The organism is Gemella sp. 27098_8_92 (assembly GCF_041433685.1).
Lineage (GTDB): Bacteria > Bacillota > Bacilli > Staphylococcales > Gemellaceae > Gemella.
This window is the reverse complement of the sequence record NZ_JAPWBZ010000005.1, coordinates 35,752-58,634: the sequence shown is the minus strand read 5'-3', so window position 1 is coordinate 58,634 and position 22,883 is coordinate 35,752. Positions and strand designations below refer to the sequence as shown.

General features: G+C 31.8%; 19 protein-coding genes. 3 read left to right on the top strand and 16 right to left on the bottom strand.

What is annotated here, in order from left to right; all coding sequences use genetic code 11:
- Position 1 precedes the first annotated feature (1 nt).
- Positions 2–1,312 (bottom strand): GH32 C-terminal domain-containing protein, encoded by a 1,311-nt coding sequence (locus O3802_RS04670; protein ID WP_371458501.1) that lies wholly within the window; start codon positions 1,310–1,312, stop codon positions 2–4.
- Positions 1,302–2,801 carry a sucrose-specific PTS transporter subunit IIBC gene (locus O3802_RS04665; protein WP_371458500.1) on the bottom strand — a complete coding sequence of 500 codons (1,500 nt, stop codon included), beginning with the start codon at positions 2,799–2,801 and terminating at the stop codon, positions 1,302–1,304. The genes O3802_RS04670 and O3802_RS04665 overlap by 11 nt, the downstream gene beginning before the upstream one ends.
- Positions 2,802–3,054: 253 nt before the next feature.
- Here O3802_RS04665 and O3802_RS04660 point away from each other — a divergent pair, with 253 nt between their 5' ends.
- Positions 3,055–4,824, top strand: a complete 1,770-nt coding sequence (locus tag O3802_RS04660; RefSeq protein WP_371458499.1) for a glycerophosphoryl diester phosphodiesterase membrane domain-containing protein — start codon at positions 3,055–3,057, stop codon at positions 4,822–4,824.
- 146 nt (positions 4,825–4,970) lie between these two features.
- Here the strand turns inward: O3802_RS04660 and O3802_RS04655 are convergent, their stop codons facing one another.
- The gene (locus O3802_RS04655) at positions 4,971–7,940 is read right to left on the bottom strand and encodes a MucBP domain-containing protein (RefSeq protein ID WP_371458498.1); all 2,970 of its coding nucleotides are present in this window, start codon (positions 7,938–7,940) and stop codon (positions 4,971–4,973) included.
- Between the two features lie 347 nt (positions 7,941–8,287).
- Positions 8,288–9,307 (bottom strand): type I glyceraldehyde-3-phosphate dehydrogenase, encoded by a 1,020-nt coding sequence (gene gap, locus O3802_RS04650; protein ID WP_111742767.1) that lies wholly within the window; start codon positions 9,305–9,307, stop codon positions 8,288–8,290.
- A 461-nt stretch (positions 9,308–9,768) separates the two neighbouring features.
- On the opposite strand from gap, the gene O3802_RS04645 reads away from it, so the two are divergent.
- Positions 9,769–12,168 carry an amidase family protein gene (locus O3802_RS04645; RefSeq protein WP_371458497.1) on the top strand — a complete coding sequence of 800 codons (2,400 nt, stop codon included), beginning with the start codon at positions 9,769–9,771 and terminating at the stop codon, positions 12,166–12,168.
- Between the two features lie 63 nt (positions 12,169–12,231).
- Here the strand turns inward: O3802_RS04645 and O3802_RS04640 are convergent, their stop codons facing one another.
- From O3802_RS04640 to upp, 9 genes are all read right to left on the bottom strand, one after another.
- The gene (locus tag O3802_RS04640) at positions 12,232–12,636 is read right to left on the bottom strand and encodes a F0F1 ATP synthase subunit epsilon (protein ID WP_004633123.1); all 405 of its coding nucleotides are present in this window, start codon (positions 12,634–12,636) and stop codon (positions 12,232–12,234) included.
- Between the two features lie 19 nt (positions 12,637–12,655).
- Positions 12,656–14,071 carry a F0F1 ATP synthase subunit beta gene (gene atpD, locus O3802_RS04635; RefSeq protein WP_004633124.1) on the bottom strand — a complete coding sequence of 472 codons (1,416 nt, stop codon included), beginning with the start codon at positions 14,069–14,071 and terminating at the stop codon, positions 12,656–12,658.
- A gap of 40 nt (positions 14,072–14,111) precedes the next feature.
- Entirely contained in the window at positions 14,112–14,981 is an 870-nt protein-coding gene (atpG, locus tag O3802_RS04630) for an ATP synthase F1 subunit gamma (protein WP_004633125.1), read from the bottom strand.
- A gap of 31 nt (positions 14,982–15,012) precedes the next feature.
- Positions 15,013–16,515 carry a F0F1 ATP synthase subunit alpha gene (gene atpA / locus O3802_RS04625; protein ID WP_004633126.1) on the bottom strand — a complete coding sequence of 501 codons (1,503 nt, stop codon included), beginning with the start codon at positions 16,513–16,515 and terminating at the stop codon, positions 15,013–15,015.
- Positions 16,516–16,542: 27 nt separating this feature from the next.
- Complete coding sequence (gene atpH, locus O3802_RS04620; protein ID WP_371458496.1) at positions 16,543–17,082, bottom strand: ATP synthase F1 subunit delta; 540 nt, start codon at positions 17,080–17,082, stop codon at positions 16,543–16,545.
- Positions 17,082–17,606 (bottom strand): F0F1 ATP synthase subunit B, encoded by a 525-nt coding sequence (gene atpF / locus O3802_RS04615; RefSeq protein WP_004633129.1) that lies wholly within the window; start codon positions 17,604–17,606, stop codon positions 17,082–17,084. Before atpF ends, atpH begins: the two co-directional genes overlap by 1 nt.
- Before the next feature lie 52 nt (positions 17,607–17,658).
- Entirely contained in the window at positions 17,659–17,874 is a 216-nt protein-coding gene (gene atpE / locus O3802_RS04610; protein ID WP_371458495.1) for a F0F1 ATP synthase subunit C, read from the bottom strand.
- Positions 17,875–17,957: 83 nt separating this feature from the next.
- Positions 17,958–18,686 (bottom strand): F0F1 ATP synthase subunit A, encoded by a 729-nt coding sequence (gene atpB / locus O3802_RS04605; RefSeq protein ID WP_371458494.1) that lies wholly within the window; start codon positions 18,684–18,686, stop codon positions 17,958–17,960.
- 161 nt (positions 18,687–18,847) lie between these two features.
- The gene (upp, locus tag O3802_RS04600) at positions 18,848–19,477 is read right to left on the bottom strand and encodes a uracil phosphoribosyltransferase (protein WP_371458493.1); all 630 of its coding nucleotides are present in this window, start codon (positions 19,475–19,477) and stop codon (positions 18,848–18,850) included.
- A 523-nt stretch (positions 19,478–20,000) separates the two neighbouring features.
- Between upp and O3802_RS04595 the strand changes: the two genes are divergently transcribed.
- Positions 20,001–20,528 (top strand): hypothetical protein, encoded by a 528-nt coding sequence (locus O3802_RS04595; protein WP_371458492.1) that lies wholly within the window; start codon positions 20,001–20,003, stop codon positions 20,526–20,528.
- A gap of 51 nt (positions 20,529–20,579) precedes the next feature.
- Here O3802_RS04595 and O3802_RS04590 read toward each other — a convergent pair whose 3' ends face one another.
- The 3 genes from O3802_RS04590 to O3802_RS04580 form a co-directional block, all read right to left on the bottom strand.
- Positions 20,580–21,059: a response regulator transcription factor gene (locus tag O3802_RS04590; RefSeq protein WP_371458590.1), complete on the bottom strand. Its 480-nt coding sequence runs from the start codon at positions 21,057–21,059 to the stop codon at positions 20,580–20,582.
- 168 nt (positions 21,060–21,227) lie between these two features.
- Positions 21,228–22,001 carry an ABC transporter ATP-binding protein gene (locus O3802_RS04585; protein WP_371458491.1) on the bottom strand — a complete coding sequence of 258 codons (774 nt, stop codon included), beginning with the start codon at positions 21,999–22,001 and terminating at the stop codon, positions 21,228–21,230.
- A complete protein-coding gene (locus O3802_RS04580; protein WP_371458490.1) occupies positions 22,002–22,880 on the bottom strand; it encodes an ABC transporter permease in 879 nt (292 codons plus the stop codon).
- Positions 22,881–22,883 lie beyond the last annotated feature (3 nt).

Here is a 22,883-nt window from a genome sequence, read left to right as displayed (position 1 = left end):
TTTAGTTCTCCTCTCTTACGTTAATTACTCCTAATTTTTTCACAACAAACTTATTCGCTGAAATTTTTACATTATGATTATTTGGGTAAAATCTATTAGAAATAACAAAACTACCATCGTTCGCAAATAGTTCTACTGATGAACTATCAAAAACTATTTCAACATTTTCTAAATCTAATTTGTACTTTCTATTGTCTCTACCATAACCCGTTGTGCCGTAATCAACTTTAAGTTCACCTTCTAAATAGCTTAGTCTGAAATCATCTACAATGATTTCAAAACTTTCACCATCTTCTTGTTTATAGTACCACGTTTTTTCATTAAATTCACTTGCTTTTATTTCTTCTCCAAGTAATGATTGAACGGACTTATGAAGTGTTTGACATAGCTTCCCATCACGATAATTTACAACACGTGGGATAGTTAAACAATTTTGGTAACCGAAGTTCGTAGTTGGGTTTGTATAGCTACTATCTGGCACTGCCATCCAACCGATTAGCACACGCTCACCATCTTCATCAACAAAAGTTTGAGCCGCATAAAAATCATGACCATAGTCTAATAGACTATAATTATTTATCTTTTCTACATTCTCTATTCCATCTTCAACAACCGAATACACTATTTGATACATATTTTGGAAATTAGCGTACATTCTTGATATACCTTGTGGAGAGAATATAAATATTTCTTTACCATCTACTTCAAAATAATCTGGACATTCCCACATAAAACCTAGATTTTTTTCAGAGTAGATTGTTTTATAGTGATTGAGCGTGTCTTTATCATAGACGACTAGACAACCATAATCATTCTTATCACGAGCACCTAAAACCAAGTAACTCTTTCCATTTTTTTCAAATACTTTTGGATCTCTAACATGATTTGACATATTAGGATACTCATCTGTTGTTAGTAGACATTTCTTCTCAGTAAAGTTGATTCCATCCTCTGTCGAGAATGTTATAGTATTATGGCCACGTCCAGCATGAACGTAGTCATAATCTCCTTTATATTTCACATTTCCTGTATAGTAGAAAACTAATTTCCCGTTTTCTACATTGGCGCTTCCTGAGTAAACACCATGCGTTTCTTCCGCAATTGTTGGTGATACGGAAACACCTTTATCTTCATAGTTTACTAAATCACTGCTAGTATAATAATACCAATGTTTTAAACCACCGTTTACTTCGTATGAATATTGATGAAAAATATGATATTTCCCATTAAAGTAAGCTAAACCATTTGGATCATTTAACCAACCATGTCTAGGTTCTAAATGAAGATTTTGTTTCCAGTTATTAACTAGCATTGACTAACTCCTTCTTAGTTTTGAAGAAGTATGCTGTTACTGAGAATGCTACGATGAATGATAATGCTAAACCAATTGCAAATGTTGACCAGTGGTTCGCAGGAATTGATATAAATCCTGGAATACCTGCTGCACCTAGTGCTGATGCAAATACTTTGTTAAATCCAATCCATGCACTTCCAACCGCACTTCCTGCAATTGCTCCATAGAATGGGTATTTAAGTCTTAAGTTAACCCCAAACATCGCCGGTTCTGTAATACCTAGTAATGCAGAAATACCTGATGCTGAAGAAATTGATTTCATTTTTGTATTTTTAGAGAATACTAATACTGCAAGAACAGCTGCACCTTGAGCTACGTTTGACATAGATGCTATTGGGAAAATAAATGTAAGACCTGTTGCTGCAAGTAATTGAGTTTCGATAGCTGCGAAGCTTTGGTGAAGACCAGTAATAACGATTGGTGCATATAATAGACCAAAAATACCAGCTCCTACAAATCCACCATTAGTGTATAACCACTGTAATCCTTCTCCAAGAAGAGTACCAGCTTCACGAAGTACAGGTCCCATCCAAGCGAATGTTACAAATCCTGTTACAAATAACGATACTAATGGTGTAGTTAAGTTATCTAACCATGATGGAGTAACACGACGTAAGAATTTTTCAATAGTCGCAAGAACCCAAGCTGCTGCTAAAATCGGTAAAACAGTACCTTGGTACCCTACTTTAGCAATTTTAAATCCAAATACATCCCAGTATCCAAGAGATGTTACTCGTTGCAGACCATCTACAGCTTGACCACTTTGATTAACGATGTCCAAAGCAGGTGCTAACAATTGGTTAGTAGCTGGATCTAATTTACCAAATACATAGAAGTTCATTACATCTGGGTGAACCATTAACATTGCAAGAGCTGCCCCAAGATATGGATTACCACCAAAACGTTTAGTAGCAGAGAATCCAATTAATACTGGTAAGAATACGAACGGTGCATTGGCAAACACGTTAACCATATCAGCTAAGCCAGCGATACTTGGATTTGCCTCAATAACTGATTTTCCAGTATAGAATAAATCTTTTGCTGTAAGAACGTTGTTGATACCCATTAATAGCCCTCCAGCAACAATTGCCGGAATAATTGGTACGAAGATATCACTTAGCATTTTTACAAAACGTTGAAGTGGATTTCCTTTTGGTTTTTTAAATTCATCTTTTTCTGAAGATTCAGTCGAAGTCTCTCCTTTGTAAACTTCGTTATAAGCTGCAAATACTTGTTGAACAAGTCCGCTTCCAAAGATCAATTGAAGCTGTCCGTTGTTAAAGAATACACCTTTAACTCCATCAATATCTTCTAACTTATCTTTATCATATTTTTTCTCATCATTTAATTCCAAACGAAGACGCGTAGCACAGTGGACAACACTGCGAATATTATCGACACCACCACTGTGTTCCACAACTTCATTAACAACTTTTTTTAAATCCATTACTTTGTTTCTCCTTTAAATTTAATTTTTTATAAAAACACCTTTAATTTTAAAATAATAAAAATATAAATGGTAACGTTACTTTTTATATTTTACATTACCTTTACAAAATTGTCAAGAGAAAAAAGTAACGTTACCTAATTTTATTTTAATTTTTTGATTATGCTATTTATTTCTGTTATAATCTTTTTGATTGTACTTTAATACATTTACTTTTTATCGATATTTTCTATAGAATAGAAAGGAATTAAACATGGATATTTCTATTAGGACTCTTTTTAAACGCGTTTCGAATAATATTTACAAACACATCTTTACCCATATCACTATCGCCACACTATTACAACTAGTCATGTTATGCGGAATATGGCTTGTTGGACATATTTTTCAATTTGCACTTAGTATAGCGGGAGAAACAAATCTCAATAAAAATAATGTACTCACTATCCTAGCTAATCCATTGAGTTTAATACTTTTAATCTTATTAATCTTATTTGTTGCATTTTTAATGTTTATAGAATTTTCTGCCTTAACATTTGCTATTTATGCTCAACTCACAGAAAACAATTACTCTGTCAGAAATATTATCTCTAATTCTTGGAATAAAATGCGTAGCCTAGTCAGTGTACAAATACTATTTTTTATTGGCTATTTCATCCTAACCATTCCTGCAGCTAATATCGGTATAAAGTCAATAATCACTAAGAATATATATATACCTAAATTTATCAGTAGCGAAATCATGAAAACTAATACTGGTTTTTTTATATGGAGTTCGGTTATTATTCTTTTTGCTTATATTAACTTAAGATTAATATTTACACTTCCACTTGCTGCAATTGGTAATAAAGAAGTAGGTGCCAGTATTAGAAAAAGCTGGAAACTTACACAAAAAGGAAAATTTAAATTTTTATTAATGCTAGGGGTATTTGAACTTATTTATGGTGTTATCGTTATAACAATTATACTTACTACAACTGCAATTTTTCTTTATATTGATCCTACTGGAAATAATTTAATAATTCAAACTTTATTTTTTACCGTAGTTAGTTCTATGATTTTTTTCTTTGGGGTTATAACTAAAATAACAGTAATCACTTCGCTTATTACCGTACTTATTGATAAAGAAAAAATATCTGATAAGATAGTTATATCACCTGCTGAAGATAAGAAAAAATCAAAATGGTTACTAGCATTATCTTGGTTGTTAGTACTAGGTATAACTTTATATAATGGGACTATTATTTATACAAATGGAGTTAACAATAATATTAAAACTATATCCCATCGTGGTTACATTTCTAAAGCGGTAGAAAATTCTATTGAATCACTTGAAGCTGCAGCAAAAGTGGGTTCTGATTATGTTGAGGTAGACATTCTTTTAACTAAAGATAACAGATTTGTTGTTATGCACGACTACAATCTTAAACGTCTGGCTGGAATCAATAAACGTGTACAAGATATGAACTACAATGAAATTGTAGGTCTTCCTATTAAGCAAGGTGACCACAAGAGTAAAATTCCATCATTTGAAGAATTTGTCACTCGTGCAAAACAACTAAATATGAAACTTGTTGTTGAATTAAAACCCCATGGTGGAGAGCCGAGTAATTATATTGATATTTTAATTAATAAAATTAAAGAACTCCATATTGAAAAAGAGTATAAATATATGTCTCTTAATCTGAAAATAATAGAAGAACTAGAAAATAAATTTCCTAGCCTTAATACTGGGTATGTAATCCCACTTCAACTTGGTGATTTTTCCAATAACAATGTTGACTTTTTCGTTATCGAAGATTTTTCTTACCGAGACTCTTTAGTTCAACAAGCCAGAAAACTAAACAAAGATGTCTACGTTTGGACTATTAATGATTCTACTCTTATTAGTAAATACCTTATGAGCCCTGCCACAGCAATTATAACTGATGAGCCAGAAATAGTAAAAAAAGAAAAACAAGAACTTCAAAATAACAATACTTATCTTGATAGAGTTATGAGGCTTATAAATATAAGAAATTAAAAATCAACCCTAGCTATATAAATTTTATAGTTAAGGTTGATTTTTAGTCTACAACACAATAAATTTTTAAAAAAATATTTAGTGGGGTGATTCTAGAAAATAGTTTCAACAATACTTTCTGGTTCAACCCCACTATCTACTACTTATTATGCTATTTTAAAATTAATAGCTCCATTTGCTTTTATCGTTTGATTTTTATATTTTGCTGAAATTTTATATGTAGCAGTTGAATTTCTTAACTCTTCCGGAACAACAAACTCTAAAACAATTTTATTAGAATCTTCACTGATTACTTTCAAAGTAACATCTTTCCAAGAATTACCATCATGGAATCTAAAGCTTAAATCACTTGCTTTTAGATTTTTTCCCTTAATCATTACCACCAATTTCCCATCTTCTTTTGAAATTATAGTTTTATCTCCTGTATAACTTGTTACCTCTGGTACTTTTTCTTCTGGTGCTGGTAACTCTGGTGTTGTATTTGGTTTCTCAGGTTTATTATTTGCAAGTTTATTTTCTTCTTTCAAAGTTTCTAATGCTCTAGTAAGTTTCCCAACTTGTTCTTCTAGAACTTCTGCCGTAGCCTCACCTTGCAATAATGCTTGCGCTTTTGCTCGAGCTGTTTTCCATGCTTTTTCTTGAAGGCTATCTTTTAATTTATAGTTATCTTCTTTTGTTGGATCTTGTTCTACCAACTTTTGTAGTTCTGTTTTCAACTCGTCTACACTTTTTGTTGGTTTTGTTGTATTTCCTGCGTTACCTTCTTCTTTAGGCTTTTCTTCACTTGGTTTCGAAGCTTCTGTAGGATTTTCTATCGCAGCAATTACTTTTTTAAGGGCTATAATTTGACTATCTACTTCTTCTTTATTCTTACTTTCTGCTAATACTCGATTTGCTAATGCTCTTGCTCTTCTCCAATTTGTTTGTAATTCTGCGCTAGCTTTTTTATAACTATCTTCTAATTTTAAATCTCTATCTATTAACTCTTTTAATTTAGCTTTTGAAGTTACCAAAGTATCTTCTTGTGGAGCAGGTTTTTCAGTCTCTGAAGGTTGAACAACATCTTTATTTGTATAAACAAGAGTTATTTCTTGATCTTTATTACCAAACTTCCCTGATAATGCTTTATTATCTTTAACAATAATATTTTTATATCCATCTATCGTATCTTTTTCTACATTATAATTAAACCATGAATAACCTGTCAGTACTTTATTATCTTTTAATGCTTTTCCATTTTCATCTTGATATTTTACAGTAATAGTTCGTTTAACTACCGGTTTTACATTAGTAGTTTTTTCTACCACCGCCGTTACTTTATGAGTTTCATCGAAGTTTACACCATCTGGGGCAAATACATATGTAAAAGTCATATCTGTATCCAAATTGTTAGGTAAAACTATCTCGACTTCTTGGTAAGTACCGTTCCCAGAAATACCATTTCCTAATTTTCCGATAACCATCATCGGATAATCAGATGCTTCTATATTGCTTCCTGTAGTATGAATTGGCCACTCAACTCCATTTTGGTCAATAATTTTAACTTTTGTAACATTTGCTTTTAAATTTGTTCCATATAAATGAGCCACTGTTTTTTTACTAACATTTCCTTTGTCGGTTGTAGTAGTTGTTAAATCCGTGCTATGATGAGCCTGATAAGAGCTTATTGTTACAAAACTTAATACTGAATCTTGCTTAGTTTTACCAACTGGTAAAACAGTTATTACACGCCCATTTTCTCCGCGTTCTTCCGTATACTTAGTTATAACCTTCATTCCTAATGCATCGGTAAATACCAAATTAAATGATTTTGCTACTGAAGTTGTATTAGCTGGTAACTTAATGGTTGCTATTACATCATCTCCTACTTTTTTATATATAATTGAATTTGATAATTCTTCCTCTTTTGCTGCTGTAAAAGGATTTAAAACTTTAATTTTAACATTCTCAGCAGTTAGGTTTTCTCCTTTGAGAGTAACATTAACTTCTCCCCCAGCTGACTCTATCACTTTATTATCAAAACTATAGCTATTAATTATTGGTTTTGCTGACGGTAGAGGATTATTACCATTCTCATTATTCCCTGGCTTTTCTGGAGTTGTTTCTGGTGTTCCTTCCGGTTTACCTGGTTTTTCCTCTGGTTTATTCGGTGTTTCCGGAATCTTTTCAATTTCTGGCTTAACTAACTCTTTTAATTTTAAAACTTCTCCTAGAGTTTTTGCTTTCCTTAACTTTGGAATTAAATCTAATCTATTTTTTGCTCTTATAAGTTTTTCAACTTTTACTTTTTCACTTCCCAAAGTAGCATCATGTATTTTTTCTTCTAAATTTTTTATAGCTTCTTCCAACTCTTCTTTTGTCGCCAAATCATTTTTCAAAACTTTTTCAGCTTCTGTTTTTGCGTTTATCCATGCATTATTAGCTATTTGATTCCCTTGGTTTGCTATATATCCAGCTTCTGTCCTTAATTCTCTTTTAACTAATTCTTCTAACTTCGTACGTAAAGCTTGATTTGATGGGCCTTCTGGTTTTGTGTCAGGTTTTCCTGGCTTTGTAGAATCTCCCGGTTTTGTGTCAGGTTTTCCTGGCTTTGTATCAGAATTTCCTGGTTTCACCTCAGGCTTATTCGGAACCATTGTTCCTTCTTCAACATCATATGAAACTGCAACTTTCAATATACTGTTATCTATATTTAATATTTTCTCTACATTTTTTCGTACTACTGCTGTATTTGGTAATGTTTTTATTTTCTTAGCTAAGGCTTCTTTTACTTTATCTAATTGTGCTTTTGTTAGCTCTTTTGTTATGCTTTTACCTGCTTTTAATTTATCTATGTGATATGTTGTTACTTTTTGCCCATCTAATGTAATTTTCATATCAACATTGCTTATATCTTTTGTTGCTGTTATTTCTAATAGCGCCCCACCTTCGTGTTCTACCACTTTTACTTGTACATCTTGAGTTGCTTCTGCTTCTATTTTATCTTTTGCTTGTACTTCCATCTTTCCTAATGGCTGCACTCCGCCTAGCATACTAGCTCCTATCATTACCGAAGCTACTCCTACACTTATTTTTCTTATTGAAAATAATTCTTTTTGTTTTAACATATTTCTCATTTTTCTTCTCCATTTTTATAAAAAAATTTTTATTAATATATGTAGCTTATAGATAATTCTCTCACCCCATATCAGACCTGTACACCATACTTATCCCCCTTGAAATTGTTATAATACATATCTATAGTACTATAAAAATATATTGTTTACAATAACCTCTATAAAACTTTAGCACTGATTGATATAAATGATTTTCCTATTATTTTTTTATTAAACCAATATACTCAACATTTATTCCAAATATAATTTTATTATTTATATATTTCAAAAAATAATAATTTTTTTGAAATAAAAATAAATCTGACGCCTATTTCTAAAATAAACGTCAGATTCTTATATCTATAATTCTATTTAACTAGTTTTACAAAGTATTTTAGTGTTTTGATTAATTGAGCAGTATATGACATTTCATTATCATACCATGCAACAACTTTTACCATTTGCTTTTCGCCTTTTCCTATAACCTTAGTTTGTGTAGCGTCAAACAATGATCCATAGTTCATTCCTATAATATCAGATGATACTATCGGATCTTCTGTATAACCATATGAATCATTAGCTGCTTTTTTCATTACGGCATTGATTTCTTCTACTGTTGTAGTTTTTTCAATATTTGCGAATAATTCTGTTAATGACCCTGTTGGTACTGGTACCCTTTGTGCCGCACCATCTAATTTTCCATTCAATTCCGGTATAACAAGTCCAATAGCTTTGGCTGCTCCTGTTGTATTTGGAACAATGTTTTCTGCCGCTGCTCTTCCTCGTCTAAAATCACCTTTTTTATGAGAACCATCTAATGTATGTTGGTCTGCTGTATACCCATGAATTGTGGTCATAAGTCCTTGTGTTATTCCAAAATTATCATGAAGAACTTTAGCCATAGGTGCCAAACAGTTTGTTGTACAAGATGCCCCAGAAATAACAGTCTCCTCTCCTGTTAATATCTCGTGGTTTACATTATAAACTATTGTTTTTACATCAGTTCCACCTGGTGCAGATAACAACACTTTTTTCGCCCCAGCTCTTATATGTGCCTCAGCTTTTTCTTTGCTGTTAAATCTACCACTACATTCTAATACAATATCAACACCTAATTCTTTCCAAGGTAATTTTTCTGGTTCTGGTTCCCCAAATACCTTTATTTCTTTACCATTAACGATAAACGCTCCTTCTCCTTCTTCTACTGTTCCAGGAAAGGGCCCTTGCGTAGTATCATATTTTAACAGATATACTATTTGATCAATAGGTCGCATTCTTGATCTATTAACAGCAACAACCTCAATATCATCTACATGTTGAGCTTGAATTTGTCTCAAGACCAATCTCCCAATACGTCCAAAACCATTAATAGCAACTTTTATTGTCATGTGTTTTTCCCCCTGATAATTATTTTACTTCTACAAGACAACATATAAAATTATCTTAAAATAAAATTTATGACAAATATAACTTTTTAATTTTAATTTTATATTTAATTTTAATAATCTACAAGTAGCCTTGTAGTAAGCGTTTTAAACACCTACCTTGAGTATATCACAATTATATAAAACTAACAATTCTTTATTTAATTTTTCTAAAATTAAATAAAAATAAAATTTCATTTATTTTATCTCTAATTTTTATTTATATTAATATAATATATACTAATATAACATATACTCATCTTTATTTTATTATTACGTCCACTCAATTTTTTTACTATATTGTTCTTTAAAAAATTTAAAATAATTTTTTATATTTTCCTATAAGCTTTATAACTTTAAAATAACGAACTAACGATGTATAATTATTATCAGTAATTATTTTATAAAAACTTAAAGGAGTCAACATGAAAAAAACTAATTTAAAATATGTCCTTATCCCTGCATTTGCAGCGACTGCATTTTTACCTATTTTAGATAATTCTAATTCTGCAAAAGCAAATGAAGAAATTGCAGCTGAACCAACTTCTCAAAATTTGGTAAGCACTAAAAAAGAAAATACTTCTTCCCTTAATAACAAAGAAGTAACTAATAAAATTCCATTGTCTTTAGTTGAATATAAGCAAAAAGGTGCTTTAGAATTAGCAAAACTTATCCGTGAGAAAAAAGTAACTAGCACAGAATTAGTTGATTTAGCTTATAAAGTTATAGAAGAGGAAAATAAAAAATTAAATGCTGTTTTAACTACAGAAAATGGAAAAATCCCACAGGCCATCATTGATGAAGCCTACAAAGAAGCTAAAGAAATTGATAATAGAATTAGCGCTGGGAACGCGTCTGCTAATCCTATTAATTGGGAGGAGCAACCTTTTTTAGGAGTGCCTACTTTAATTAAAGGTTTAGATCAAATAAAAAATGGTGATGCTTCTAATGGAGTTTACTTTAACAAAAATAAAGTTTCTAAGAGTGATTTAATGGTCGCAAAAGAATTTAGAAGACTAGGATTTGTTATTCTTGGGCAAACAAATTACCCTGAACTTGGTACTAGAAATATTACCGACTCAAAACTATTTGGTCCTGCCGGAAATCCTTGGGATTCCACTCGTAATGCTGGTGGTTCATCAGGAGGATCTGCTAGTGCTGTTTCTAGTGGTATGGTCGCTATTGCTAGCGGGAGTGATGCTGGTGGTTCTATCCGTATCCCAGCTTCTTGGACAGGTTTAATAGGCTTAAAACCTACAGGGCATGTAGTAAAATTTCCATTAGTAAAAGATATTAATGACGCAAAAGTATATTTTGATAAAACAAAAATTAATAAACCAAAAACACTTATTGATGCTCCTAAAGATTTAAGAACTTTAAAAATTGCATACTCGTTAAAAACTCCACTTAAAGATGTAGAGTTAAGTGAAGATGGTAAAAAAGCAGTTTTAAAAGCAGTAGCTTTCTTAAGAGAACAAGGATTTACTGTTGAAGAAGTTAATGAATTTCCTATAGATGGCTATGAAGGAATTCGTACTTATACAGTAGGTGCTATAGGGGGGGCTTACACCCAAGCTGCCAAATTAGCAGATGAGACTACTAAATATAATCTTGATCCAGCTACTTATGCATTAGGTACTTCTATAACTAAAGGTCCAAATGCCAACACAGATATCTCTGATGTGAAACCTGCATCTATCTATAAAAAACAAATGGATGAGTTTTATAAAAAATATGATTTATTCTTAATGGCAACTAATGCCGTTACTGCACCTTCAAATGATAAGAAAGTCGACCCTTATGTTGATCCAGAAATAGAGAAGAAACTTTATAATATTAACGACATTAAAGATCCTAAAGAAAGATTTAATCTTCTTGTTAAACAATGGGAGCCTATGATGAAGAGAACTCCATATACATGGCTATTTAACTTAACTGGAAATCCAGCAATCACTCTTCCTGTTTATAAAAGTGCAAATAATTTACCTTTAGGAGTAATGTTTGCCGCTCAAGATAACTCTGAAAAAATTCTTTTGGAGATGGGGAAACTTTTCCAAGATAATAACCAATTCGTTATGCATGAAAATATAAAAAATTCTGCATCAACTATTAATGGAAATAAAATTGCTGAAAATGATTATGGTACTAAATTTGAATATAATATACCTAAAGAAGCACCTAGTGTCCCATCACTTCCTGAATTAAAAATAAATGATTCTACTAATACTATTACTATTAAATTACCTAATGGTATAAGTGTCGAAGTAGGTAACAAACTAGCAAATGGCTTAAATTTTGAAGCACAAGATATTACAAATAATCTTAATTTAAATGAGATAATAAATAAAATTTTAGAGGATAAAAATAACAACATAAAAAGTAGAGCTGAAATTTCTACTATTCGTGTGTTAGATATTAAATTAACTAAAGATAACAATAAATTATCTTCCGATACAAAACGTATAGTTCAAATAAAACTTTTTGAAAATGAAATAGATAAAGATATTTTAGTCTATCACATAAAAGATGATAATTCTTTAGAATTAGTCAAATCTACTGTTTCAAATGGAATATTAACATATACTACTAACCACTTCAGTAAGTTCGTTATTATTGGCAAAACAAAAACATCTCACCAAATAGATTCAAATAGCCCTGATAATGTTAAAAAATTCTCATTATTAGATAATAAAGGTGATAAAAATAATTCAAAAAATAATATTTTACCTAAAACTGGTATAACATCTAGTAGCAATATTTCACTAGGTCTAATTCTTATTTTAATCATTTCTGTACTTTCAAGATTTAAGAAATTATTAAAATAATATAAAAAAAGTAAAAGCTATGTAGAATTGAAATAAATCTTCAATTCTACATAGCTTTTTATTTTATTTCTCTGCAACTTTCAAGCGAGCCATCGCTCTTGCTAAAGCTAGTTGAGCACGACGAACATCAAGAGAATCTTCTTTTTTCTGAAGACGTTCTTCTGCACGCTGTTTTGCTCTTTTAGCACGCTCTACATCTATATCTTTATCTAGCTCAGCAGTTTGAACTATTACAGTGATTTTATCTTTATGCGTTTCTACGAAACCTTTACTTATAGCTAGACTTTCCTCTCGACCATCTGGAAAAACTACCTTCAATGGACCTATTTTCAATGATGCAACCATAGGTACGTGATTTGCCATTATCCCTAGTTGACCACCTGTAGTATCCAGAACTACCATAGAAGCATTTTCAGCGCTATAAGCTTCTCCATTAGGAGTAACAATACTTACATCTAAAGTATTCATCTATTTACCTCCTATTGTATTATACTTCTACTCCCAGTTTACGAGCTTTTTCTAATACATCTTCAATTCCACCTACAAGACGGAAGCAATCTTCTGGAATGTGGTCATATTTACCATCTAAAATTCCTTTAAATGCCTCTACTGATTCTGATACTGGAACGTAAGAACCAGGTTGTCCTGTAAATTGCTCTGCAACGTGGAAGTTTTGTGATAAGAAGAATTGAACACGACGTGCTCTATCAACTGTTTTCTTATCTTCATCACTAAGCTCATCCATACCTAGGATAGCAATGATATCTTGTAACTCACGATATTTTTGAAGAGTTCTTTGAATTGTTGTCGCAACTTTGTAGTGCTCTTCTCCTACGATTTCAGGAGCTAATGCTCTTGAAGTAGAAGCTAGTGGGTCAACAGCTGGATAAATACCCATCTCTGTTAACGCACGTTCAAGGTTTGTTGTCGCATCTAAGTGAGCGAATGTTGTCGCTGGCGCCGGGTCAGTATAGTCATCGGCTGGTACGTAAATCGCTTGGATAGATGTAACAGAACCTTTTTTAGTTGATGTAATACGTTCTTGAAGACGTCCCATTTCTGTTGCAAGAGTTGGTTGATATCCAACGGCTGAAGGCATACGCCCTAATAATGCAGATACCTCAGACCCTGCTTGTGTGAAACGGAAGATATTATCGATAAATAATAGTACGTCTTGTCCTTCTTCATCACGGAAATACTCTGCCATTGTTAATCCTGTTAAGGCAACACGCATACGTGCACCTGGTGGCTCATTCATTTGACCAAATACCATGGCAGTTTTATTAATAACTCCAGAGTCTTTCATTTCATAGTACAAGTCGTTACCCTCACGAGTACGCTCACCTACCCCAGTAAATACTGAAAGTCCTCCGTGTTGTTGTGCTACGTTGTTAATAAGTTCTTGGATAAGAACTGTTTTCCCAACTCCAGCACCACCGAATAGTCCAATCTTACCACCTTTAATATATGGTGCAAGAAGGTCGATAACTTTAATACCTGTTTCTAATACCTCAACATGTGTTGATAATTCTTCGAAAGTTGGAGCTTCTTTATGAATAGATTCTTTTTGAACTTCTGCTCCAGCTTCTTCTCCGTGGTCAACTGCTTCACCTAATACGTTGAACACACGTCCTAATGTATAGTTACCTACTGGCACTGTAATTGGCGCTCCAGTATCAACTACTTCTGCCCCTCTGTTTAATCCATCAGTAGATGACATCGCAATAGTCCTTACGACATTATCCCCGATTTCAAGAGAAACTTCAAGAACTAATTTTTCTTTTTTTCCATCGCCTTTTTCTATATAAACTTCTAAAGCGTTTAGTAGATTAGGCATATGCCCTGATTCGAATTTAACGTCTACTACAGGTCCCATAACTTGGAGAATATAACCTTTATTCATATGTTGTTTGCTAACTTAATAGCTTCTCCTTTCTTATTTACTATTTTGTAGCTGCCGCTCCACTTACAATCTCAGTGATTTCTTGTGTAATTGCAGCTTGTCTTGCACGATTGTATTTAATCGTAAGTGTATCAATAATATTTCCTGCGTTATCAGTCGAATTTTTCATCGCTGTTTTTCTTGCAGAATGCTCACTAGCTTTACTATCCAATATACTTCCATAAATCATACTTTCTGCATATTGAGGTAGCAAGACATCTAGTACAGCTGCCTCACCAGGTTCAAACTCATAAGCACCAAGCACTTTTGTTTCTGAATTTGTAAATTCTTCTGTGTTCTCAACTGGAAGCACTTGGCTTTCCGTTACAACTTGTTGAATCATACTAACAAAGTGATTGTAATGTATATAAATTTTATCGTATTCTTTATCTATATAATATCCCACTATCTTGTTAGTTATTTCTTTAACCTGCGTGAAACTTGGCTCATCTGGTATATCTCTATAACTATCAATTACGTTATAGCCATTTTTTCTAAAGAACTCTGCACCGTAATTACCAATAGCAACTATACCATAATCGCTATCTTTGTGACGGGTACTAACAGTGTTAACAAAATTTCTAATAATATTAGAATTAAAACCTCCACATAAACCACTATCACTAGTAATTACTACATAAAGAGTTTTCTTAGCTTCTCTTTTTTCTAACATAGGATGTTTTATATTAGCATTCCCACCAAAAATAGTTCCCATAACTTCTTGCATTTTTCGCATATAAGGACTAAATTTTTGGGTATTAGTCTGTGCTTTTAAAAGTTTTGATGTTGATACCATCTCCATCGCTTTAGTTATATGACTAGTTTTTTTCGTAGAATTGATTTTATTTTTAATATCTCTAAGTGACGCCAATTAGTTCACCACCTTTACTCTACTTATCATACTAGGCAAAAGTTTTTTTGAATGCAGCTATTACTCCATCCATAACTTCTGTCGCTGGTAAGTCTTTTGTTTCAATTATATGCTTAACTGCTTCTGTTTCATGTGCATCTAAATATGCGTATAATTCTTGTTCAAATCTATGAATATCTTTCACTTCAACGTCATCTAAGAATCCATGAGTTAAAGCATAAAGAATCATTACTTGTTTTTCTACTGGAATTGGTTTATGTAAGTCTTGTTTTAGAACTTCAACTGTACGTTTACCACGTTCTAATTTTTCACGTGTTGCTGGATCTAAGTCTGATCCGAATTGTGCAAAGCTTTCTAACTCACGGTAAGATGCCAAGTCAAGACGAAGTGTCCCTGAAACTTTTTTCATAGCTTTAATTTGTGCAGATCCTCCTACCCTAGATACTGATAACCCGGCATTAATCGCTGGTCTAATACCTGAGAAGAATAAATCTGATTGTAAGAAGATTTGTCCATCTGTAATTGAAATTACGTTTGTTGGAATATACGCTGAAATATCTCCGGCTTGTGTTTCTACGAAAGGTAGTGCCGTAATACTTCCTCCTCCAAAATCTTCATTAACACGAGCTGCACGTTCTAATAAACGACTGTGTAGATAGAATACATCCCCTGGATATGCTTCACGACCCGGTGGACGTTTTAGTAATAATGACAATTCACGATAAGCTGCTGCTTGTTTTGATAAGTCATCATAAACGATTACTACATCTTTGCCATTAAACATGAATTCCTCTGCCATAGCAACCCCTGCATAAGGTGCAATATATAAAAGTGGAGCTGGTTGAGACGCTGATGCAGTAACTACGATTGTATAATCTAATGCACCATGTTCTTTTAATGTTTCTACAACACTACGTACTGTAGATTCTTTTTGTCCTATTGCCACATAAATACAAATTACATCTTGTCCTTTTTGTGCTAAAATCGAGTCAATAGCAACAGCTGTTTTACCAGTTTGTCTATCTCCGATAATAAGCTCACGTTGACCACGCCCGATTGGTACTAAAGCATCAATTGCTTTAATCCCTGTTTGGAATGGAACAGATACTGATTTACGTCCCATAACTCCAACTGCAGGAGATTCGATTGGACGACGTTTTGTAGTATTAATTGGTCCGCGACCATCTACAGGTTGTCCTAATGGATCAACTACACGTCCAATTAATTCTTCTCCAACAGGAACGTCCATAACGCGTCCTGTACGGCGCACTTCGTCACCTTCTTTAATATCAGTAGTTGGACCTAAAATTACGATACCAACATTAGTGTCTTCAAGGTTTTGAGCAAGTCCCATAACCCCTGTTTTAGTGAACTCAACTAACTCACCACTCATTATTTCATTAAGACCGTATACACGAGCAATACCGTCCCCTACTTCTATAACTGTACCGACATCTGTTGACTTAACTTCAAACTGATAATTTTCTATTTGTGATTTTAGTAATGAACTAATTTCTTCAGCTTTAATAGCCATTTATGTCCCTCCTTGTTTCAACTTCTTCTAGATTGTAGAAATTTTTGCCTTTATAGCACTTAATTTTGCCTTGATGCTTGCATCAACTACCTTATTATTATAAGTTAGTTTAAAGCCACCAAGAAGACTTTCATCTACAAAGTTATTAAGTTCTACTTTTTCTAGTTGTAACTCATTCTTAAGTTTTTCTTTTAGATTTTCTAACTGTAATTCAGTTAATGGCGAAGCTGATTCAACTTTTACAACAACGCTATTTGAATATCTATTAAATAATTCAGTAAATTGCTCTAAAACAAAATTTATTAATGAGATTTGCAGATTACCTGCTAATATCTTTACTACATTAACAACGTATTTATTAACACCTGAAAATGAAGCATCAATCAAGTTAATTTTCTTTATTTTTTCTATATTAGGGTTGTTCATCAATGTAACAAAATTAGAGTTTTCATTAATTACTTTTGCAACTTCATTCAACTCGTAAGAAACTTGTTCCAAAGAATTATTTTCTTTTGCAACTTCAAATAATGAATATCCAATTTTATTAGCTAATACTGATTTACTCATTATTTCACCCCTACCTCTTCGATAACTTTATCCACATATTCACTATGTGCTGAGCCATCTAATTCTTTTTCTAAAATTTTCGAAGCTACAAGCACTGATAATTCAGCAATTTGTTTGTTGATTTCTTCAAGTGCTTTTTTCTTCTCATCCTCAATATCTCTTTGAGCATTTACTTTTAATTGTTCTGCTTGTTTGCGAGCTTCATCAAGAATAGCTTGTTTTTCAATTTTCGATTGTTCACGAGCATCTTCCATCATAACTTTAATTTCTTTTTGAGCATTTTTTAATTTTTCTTGATTTTCTTCAAGTAAAACTAATGCTTCTTTTTGATTTTTAGCAGCATCATCAAGTTGCCCTTCGACTAACCTTTGACGCTCATCTAACATATCAATAAGTTTATCCCAAGCAAATTTTTTCAGTAATACTAATAAGATTATTACAGCTATTAAGTTAATAGCCATATTTCCTAGATTAAAACCTTGATGAGAAGCGTGTTCAGTAGCTAAAAATACTAAATTTTCCATTTACTAACTGCTCCTATTCTTCGTAGTTATTTTATTACAGTATTAAACTAAATTATTTTGCTAAAATAATGAATGCTATAACTATCGCTAAGATAGGCACCGCTTCAACAAGTGCGAACATTACGAATGCATTAGATTTTAGTTTAGGTTCAACTTCTGGCTGGCGAGATACACCTTCCATAAACTTACCGAATAAATATCCGTTACCAATACCTGCTCCAATCGCTGCTAATCCTGCTGCTAATCCTGCTCCAATTAATTGTACCATAATTATATTTTCCTCCTTAGGTAATAAATGAATTTTATTAATTTTTTTAATTTGCACTTAATAAAGTGTATTGTTTGTATAAATTAATGTTCATCATTAATTTTATGTGATAAATAAATAAATGATAATATTGTAAAGATGTATGCTTGGATAAACCCTATAAATAGTGAGAATCCTTTCCATACTACTAAACCTGCAATACCTGTAATAGCACCAAAGACACCTGCTGTAGCTAATGTTGCTAGAAGTGCTAACAGTACTTCACCTGCATAAATATTACCGAATAAACGCATTGACAGTGTTAACAGGTTTGTAAATTCTTCAATAATTTTAAACGGTGCAATACCTATACCCGAAGAAGTATAAGTTCCTACATAATGCTTAGGTCCTTTATACTTAAGCCCAGCATAGTGAGTAAATACAATAACTAAGACTGCTAACGTGAAAGTAAATGTTGGATCAGCCGTTATAGAGTTTACATAAACCACCCCATCATAACTTACTTCTATAAGTACGCCTATAGTATTTGCAATAGCTATAAATGATATAAGTGTTAAAGCGGTAGCCCATAGCCCTTTACCATATTTTTTCCAGTCAACATTACCTTTTATAATATTGTCACTAACAAAAAACGCAAGCAATTCTGCCATATTTTGTCGTTTACTATCAGGTCTTAGTTTTATTCTACTAGTAATAAACATAACAAAAATAAAAGTTAAAACAACCGTTATTAGTGTTGTTATTACACTAGGAATATTTACCGTTATATCATATCCAAATAGTTTGGAAATCAGATATGTATGATTTTCCATTTGTGTTTCTCACCTCTTCTCGTAAGATAGTGTTTATAAATACTTCAAAAATCTGTATTATCATAAAATTTAGAAATATCTACCTTACATTATATTACTTTTTTTAGTGATTTTCTAGTTATTTCTAAAATTTTCTACAAATTTATGAAAATGTTTTTATTTTACTTAGTTCCAAAGATTCGATCTCCTGCATCCCCTAATCCAGGCACAATGTATCCATGATTATTAAGTTTCTCATCTAATCCTGCAATATATATATCAACATCTGGATGAGCAGTATGTAACGCATCTACTCCTTCTGGAGCCGCTATTAAACACATGAACTTAATATCTGTTACTCCTCGTTGTTTTAAAGAATCTATTGCAGCAATAGCTGATCCTCCTGTCGCTAACATCGGATCTACAACAATAAATAATCTTTCCTCTGGATTGCTAGGTATTTTCACAAAATACTCATGTGGTTGAAGAGTTTCTGGATCACGGTATAACCCTACATGTCCTACTCTTGCTGATGGAATTAAATTCATTAATCCATCTACCATTCCTAGTCCAGCTCTTAAAATAGGGACAAAAACAACTTTTTTCCCAGCTAGACGTTTACATGTAGTCGTTTGAATTGGTGTTTCTACTTGAACATCTTCTAATGGTAAGTCTCTCGTGATTTCATAAGCCATAAGTGAACCCACTTCATTAGTTAGCTGTCTAAAGTCTTTTGATCCTGTCTTTTTATCTCTTATGAAAGATAATTTATGTTGAATCAATGGGTGATCAAATACATGAACTTTTGACATAATTTTATAGTCTCCTTCTTTATTTTATTATATTTATTTTACTCTAATTATTTCATTTTAACAAGCGTTATCTAAAAATGTTTTTGGGGTATAAAAAATATTTTTTTATAATTTTTTTCTATATTACTAGACTTACTAATCAGAAAATATTACAATAAATAGCATACTATATTTATGGAGTTATTATTATGAACAAAAAAAGTCTACTCACCACATTTATTTTAACAAGTATTTTGTACTATATTATACCCTTAATTTTTCTAAAATTTTATTCAGGAGACACTGGTAAAGCAGGATTTATTTTGATGCTTTTTTATATTTTTTCGGCTTTTTCAATTACCATGTTAATATCCTACTTTGTAGAAAGAAAAGTATATATCCCTATTTTTAGCATTATTTTATCAATACCACTAATTTATGTTTTTAATTCTAGTGCTGTAGTTATAATCATTCTAATAACTATTTTCTCTTTCTTATCTTACGGCCTAGCCACTATACTAAAATAAAATTATAAGGAGCTTATATGTCTATATTGAAAAGAAATTTTTTAATCGCCAATATTATTTATATACTATTCTATTTAGGACCAATTTTAACTAATCCTCTAGCTATTTTAAACTTGGCAGAAGCAGGTGCTATTGGTCTTTTAGTATACGGTGGATTTTACCTTAGCTACATCTTTTTATACACAAATAAAAGTAAGCTTGATGAACGAACTAAAAATACAATTATAACGCTTATAGTTATGCTCATCGCCCTATTAATTTATTTTAATCCGATAAAATTTCCGACATCATTAAATGTTGTAATCAATAAATATTTAGCTATTATTCTTTTAGTCGGAATTTTAATAGGATTAATCCTTATCACAAAAAATATAAAGAATTCTATTATATTTATTATTTTATTTGCCCCTTCTATTATCCAAGGAATATTAATGCGTATTTCATACAAAGCTATGATTTTTTATCTAGCTAATCCTAATGTTACACTTTATATTATCCTTGGAGGTTGTATTATATATTATATTTATAATCAGAAAAATAAATGATAAAAAGGTCTATTGAAATTTTCTCTTCAATAGACCTTTATTATTAAAATATTAGCTATCAATTTTCACTTTCAAGACTTTTCCTGTTAAAACTATACTTTCACCAGATCGCGTTACCTGCTTTTTAGAAATATCTAAAACAACATCATCTACTTGAATAATATTTGTTGCAAACCCATAATTTCTACGTATAAGTACTCTTATATGTGCTAAAAGTTCATCAAATTCAAATGGTTTTACAATATAATCATCAGCACCACTATCTAGACCTAAAATTTTATCATCTAAACTATCTTTTGCTGTAAGCATTATTACCAGTGTTGAATTCTTGTCATTTCGTAACTGTTTTATAAACCCATAACCATCTATCTTTGGCATCATAATATCAGTTATAATCAAATCATACTCTCCATATGAAATGTAATCTAATGCTTCTTCCCCATCAAAGCAACTATCAACACTATAATTATTCTTTTTCAAATGTTTTGTTATTACTCTATTCAAATCTTTTTCATCTTCAACAACAAGTATTTTCGTAATTCTCTCCTAGCACTAAAATTCTATTTTATTTTACTCAAGATATATATAAATATAAAATGTTTTATAGCAAATTATATAAACTATAAATAGATATAACATGAACGATCTTTTACTTAGAAAAAAAATCAGTTTTGACTTGTATCAAAACTGATCTTTATTTTATTCACTTTCTTCTAAATTATACAATAACTCGTATAATTCTTTAGCATTTAACTTTTCTTTTTCTTCACGACTTATATCTCGAACTAGTTGACCTCGATGAAGAATAATGATTCTATTACCATATTTTACGGCATCTTGAATATTATGAGTAATCATTAACGCTGTTAGATTTTTTTCTTCAATCTTTTCTCGAGTTAACTCCATAATTTTTTTCTGCGTTTTTGGATCTAATGCTGCAGTATGCTCATCAAGAAGCAAAAGTTTTGGAGTAGTCATCGTTGCCATAAGAAGTGCAATTGCTTGACGCTGTCCACCTGATAATAGTCCCATCTCGCTATCGAGTCTATCCTCTAGCCCTAAATCTAATGTTGCAAGTAATTCTTTAAAAAGTTTTCTATCTTCTTTTGTAGTTCCTAGTTTAAAACCTCGACTTTTCCCACGACGTAGTGCTAATGACATATTTTGAGCGACGGTCATACGCGGTGCTGTCCCATCTAAAGGATTTTGAAAGACACGACTTATAAATTCCGCTCTCTTATGCTCAACAATATTACTAACATCTTTTCTCTCAATTAAAATCTCACCATTATCTAGAGAAAAAGAACCCGCAAGCGCATTTAGAAAAGTAGATTTACCCGCTCCATTTCCTCCAAGAATAGTAATAAAATCGCCATCCTTAATATCCAAACTAACATTCTTTAGAGCATATTGTTCTCTATTCGTTCCGGAAAAAAAAGTTTTATCTAAATTTTTTATTTCTATAAAGGTCATCTACTTTACACCCTTTCTCTTAGTTCTAAGTTTCAGCTGTGGTAATGTTAAGAACAACGCAATAACTAATGCAGATACTAATTTAAAATCATTTGCACCAATAATGTTCAATTTCAGTACTCCTACTAGTAGTAAACGGTAAATAATCGCGCCAAAAATTACACAAACTAGACGCTGAGTAAAACTCATATCTTTAAAAATAACTTCACCTATAATAATCGCTGCCAGTGCTACTACAATAACACCAATACCACTATTCACATCAGAATAGCCGTTATTTTGTGCCAAAATAGCTCCAGCTAGTGAAATAATTCCATTCGCAAGCATAAGACCTAAAATAGTCATAGCTTTTGTTGAAATACCAAGTGCCGTTGCCATTTTCTGATTGTCTCCTGTAGCTATTAAACTTTGACCAAGCTCTGTAGAGAAAAATAACGACATTAGTGCAATAATAATCACTGAAAGTACAAACCCTAATAATACAGTATTGTAATGATTAGGTAAATTTAGGCTTTGAAATTTGCTGAAAATAGTCTCCTTATTCAATAAACTTAAATTAGGCCTTCCCATAATTCTTAAGTTAACAGATAATAATGCTGTCATTGTCAAAATACCTGCTAATAAACTTGGAATTTTGCAAATAGTGATTAAAAAACCTGTAACTAATCCTGCCATCATTCCTGCAACGATAGCTATTATTGTTGCAAGAATTGGATTAATTCCATTGTGAATGCATATAACACAGACACCTGCTCCTAACGGGTAAGCACCCTCTGTTGTCATATCTGCTATATTTAGCACTCTAAAACTTATAAATAACCCTAATGACAATAATCCCCAAAGCATACCTTGGGCTATTGCCGAAATAATCAAATCCATAAA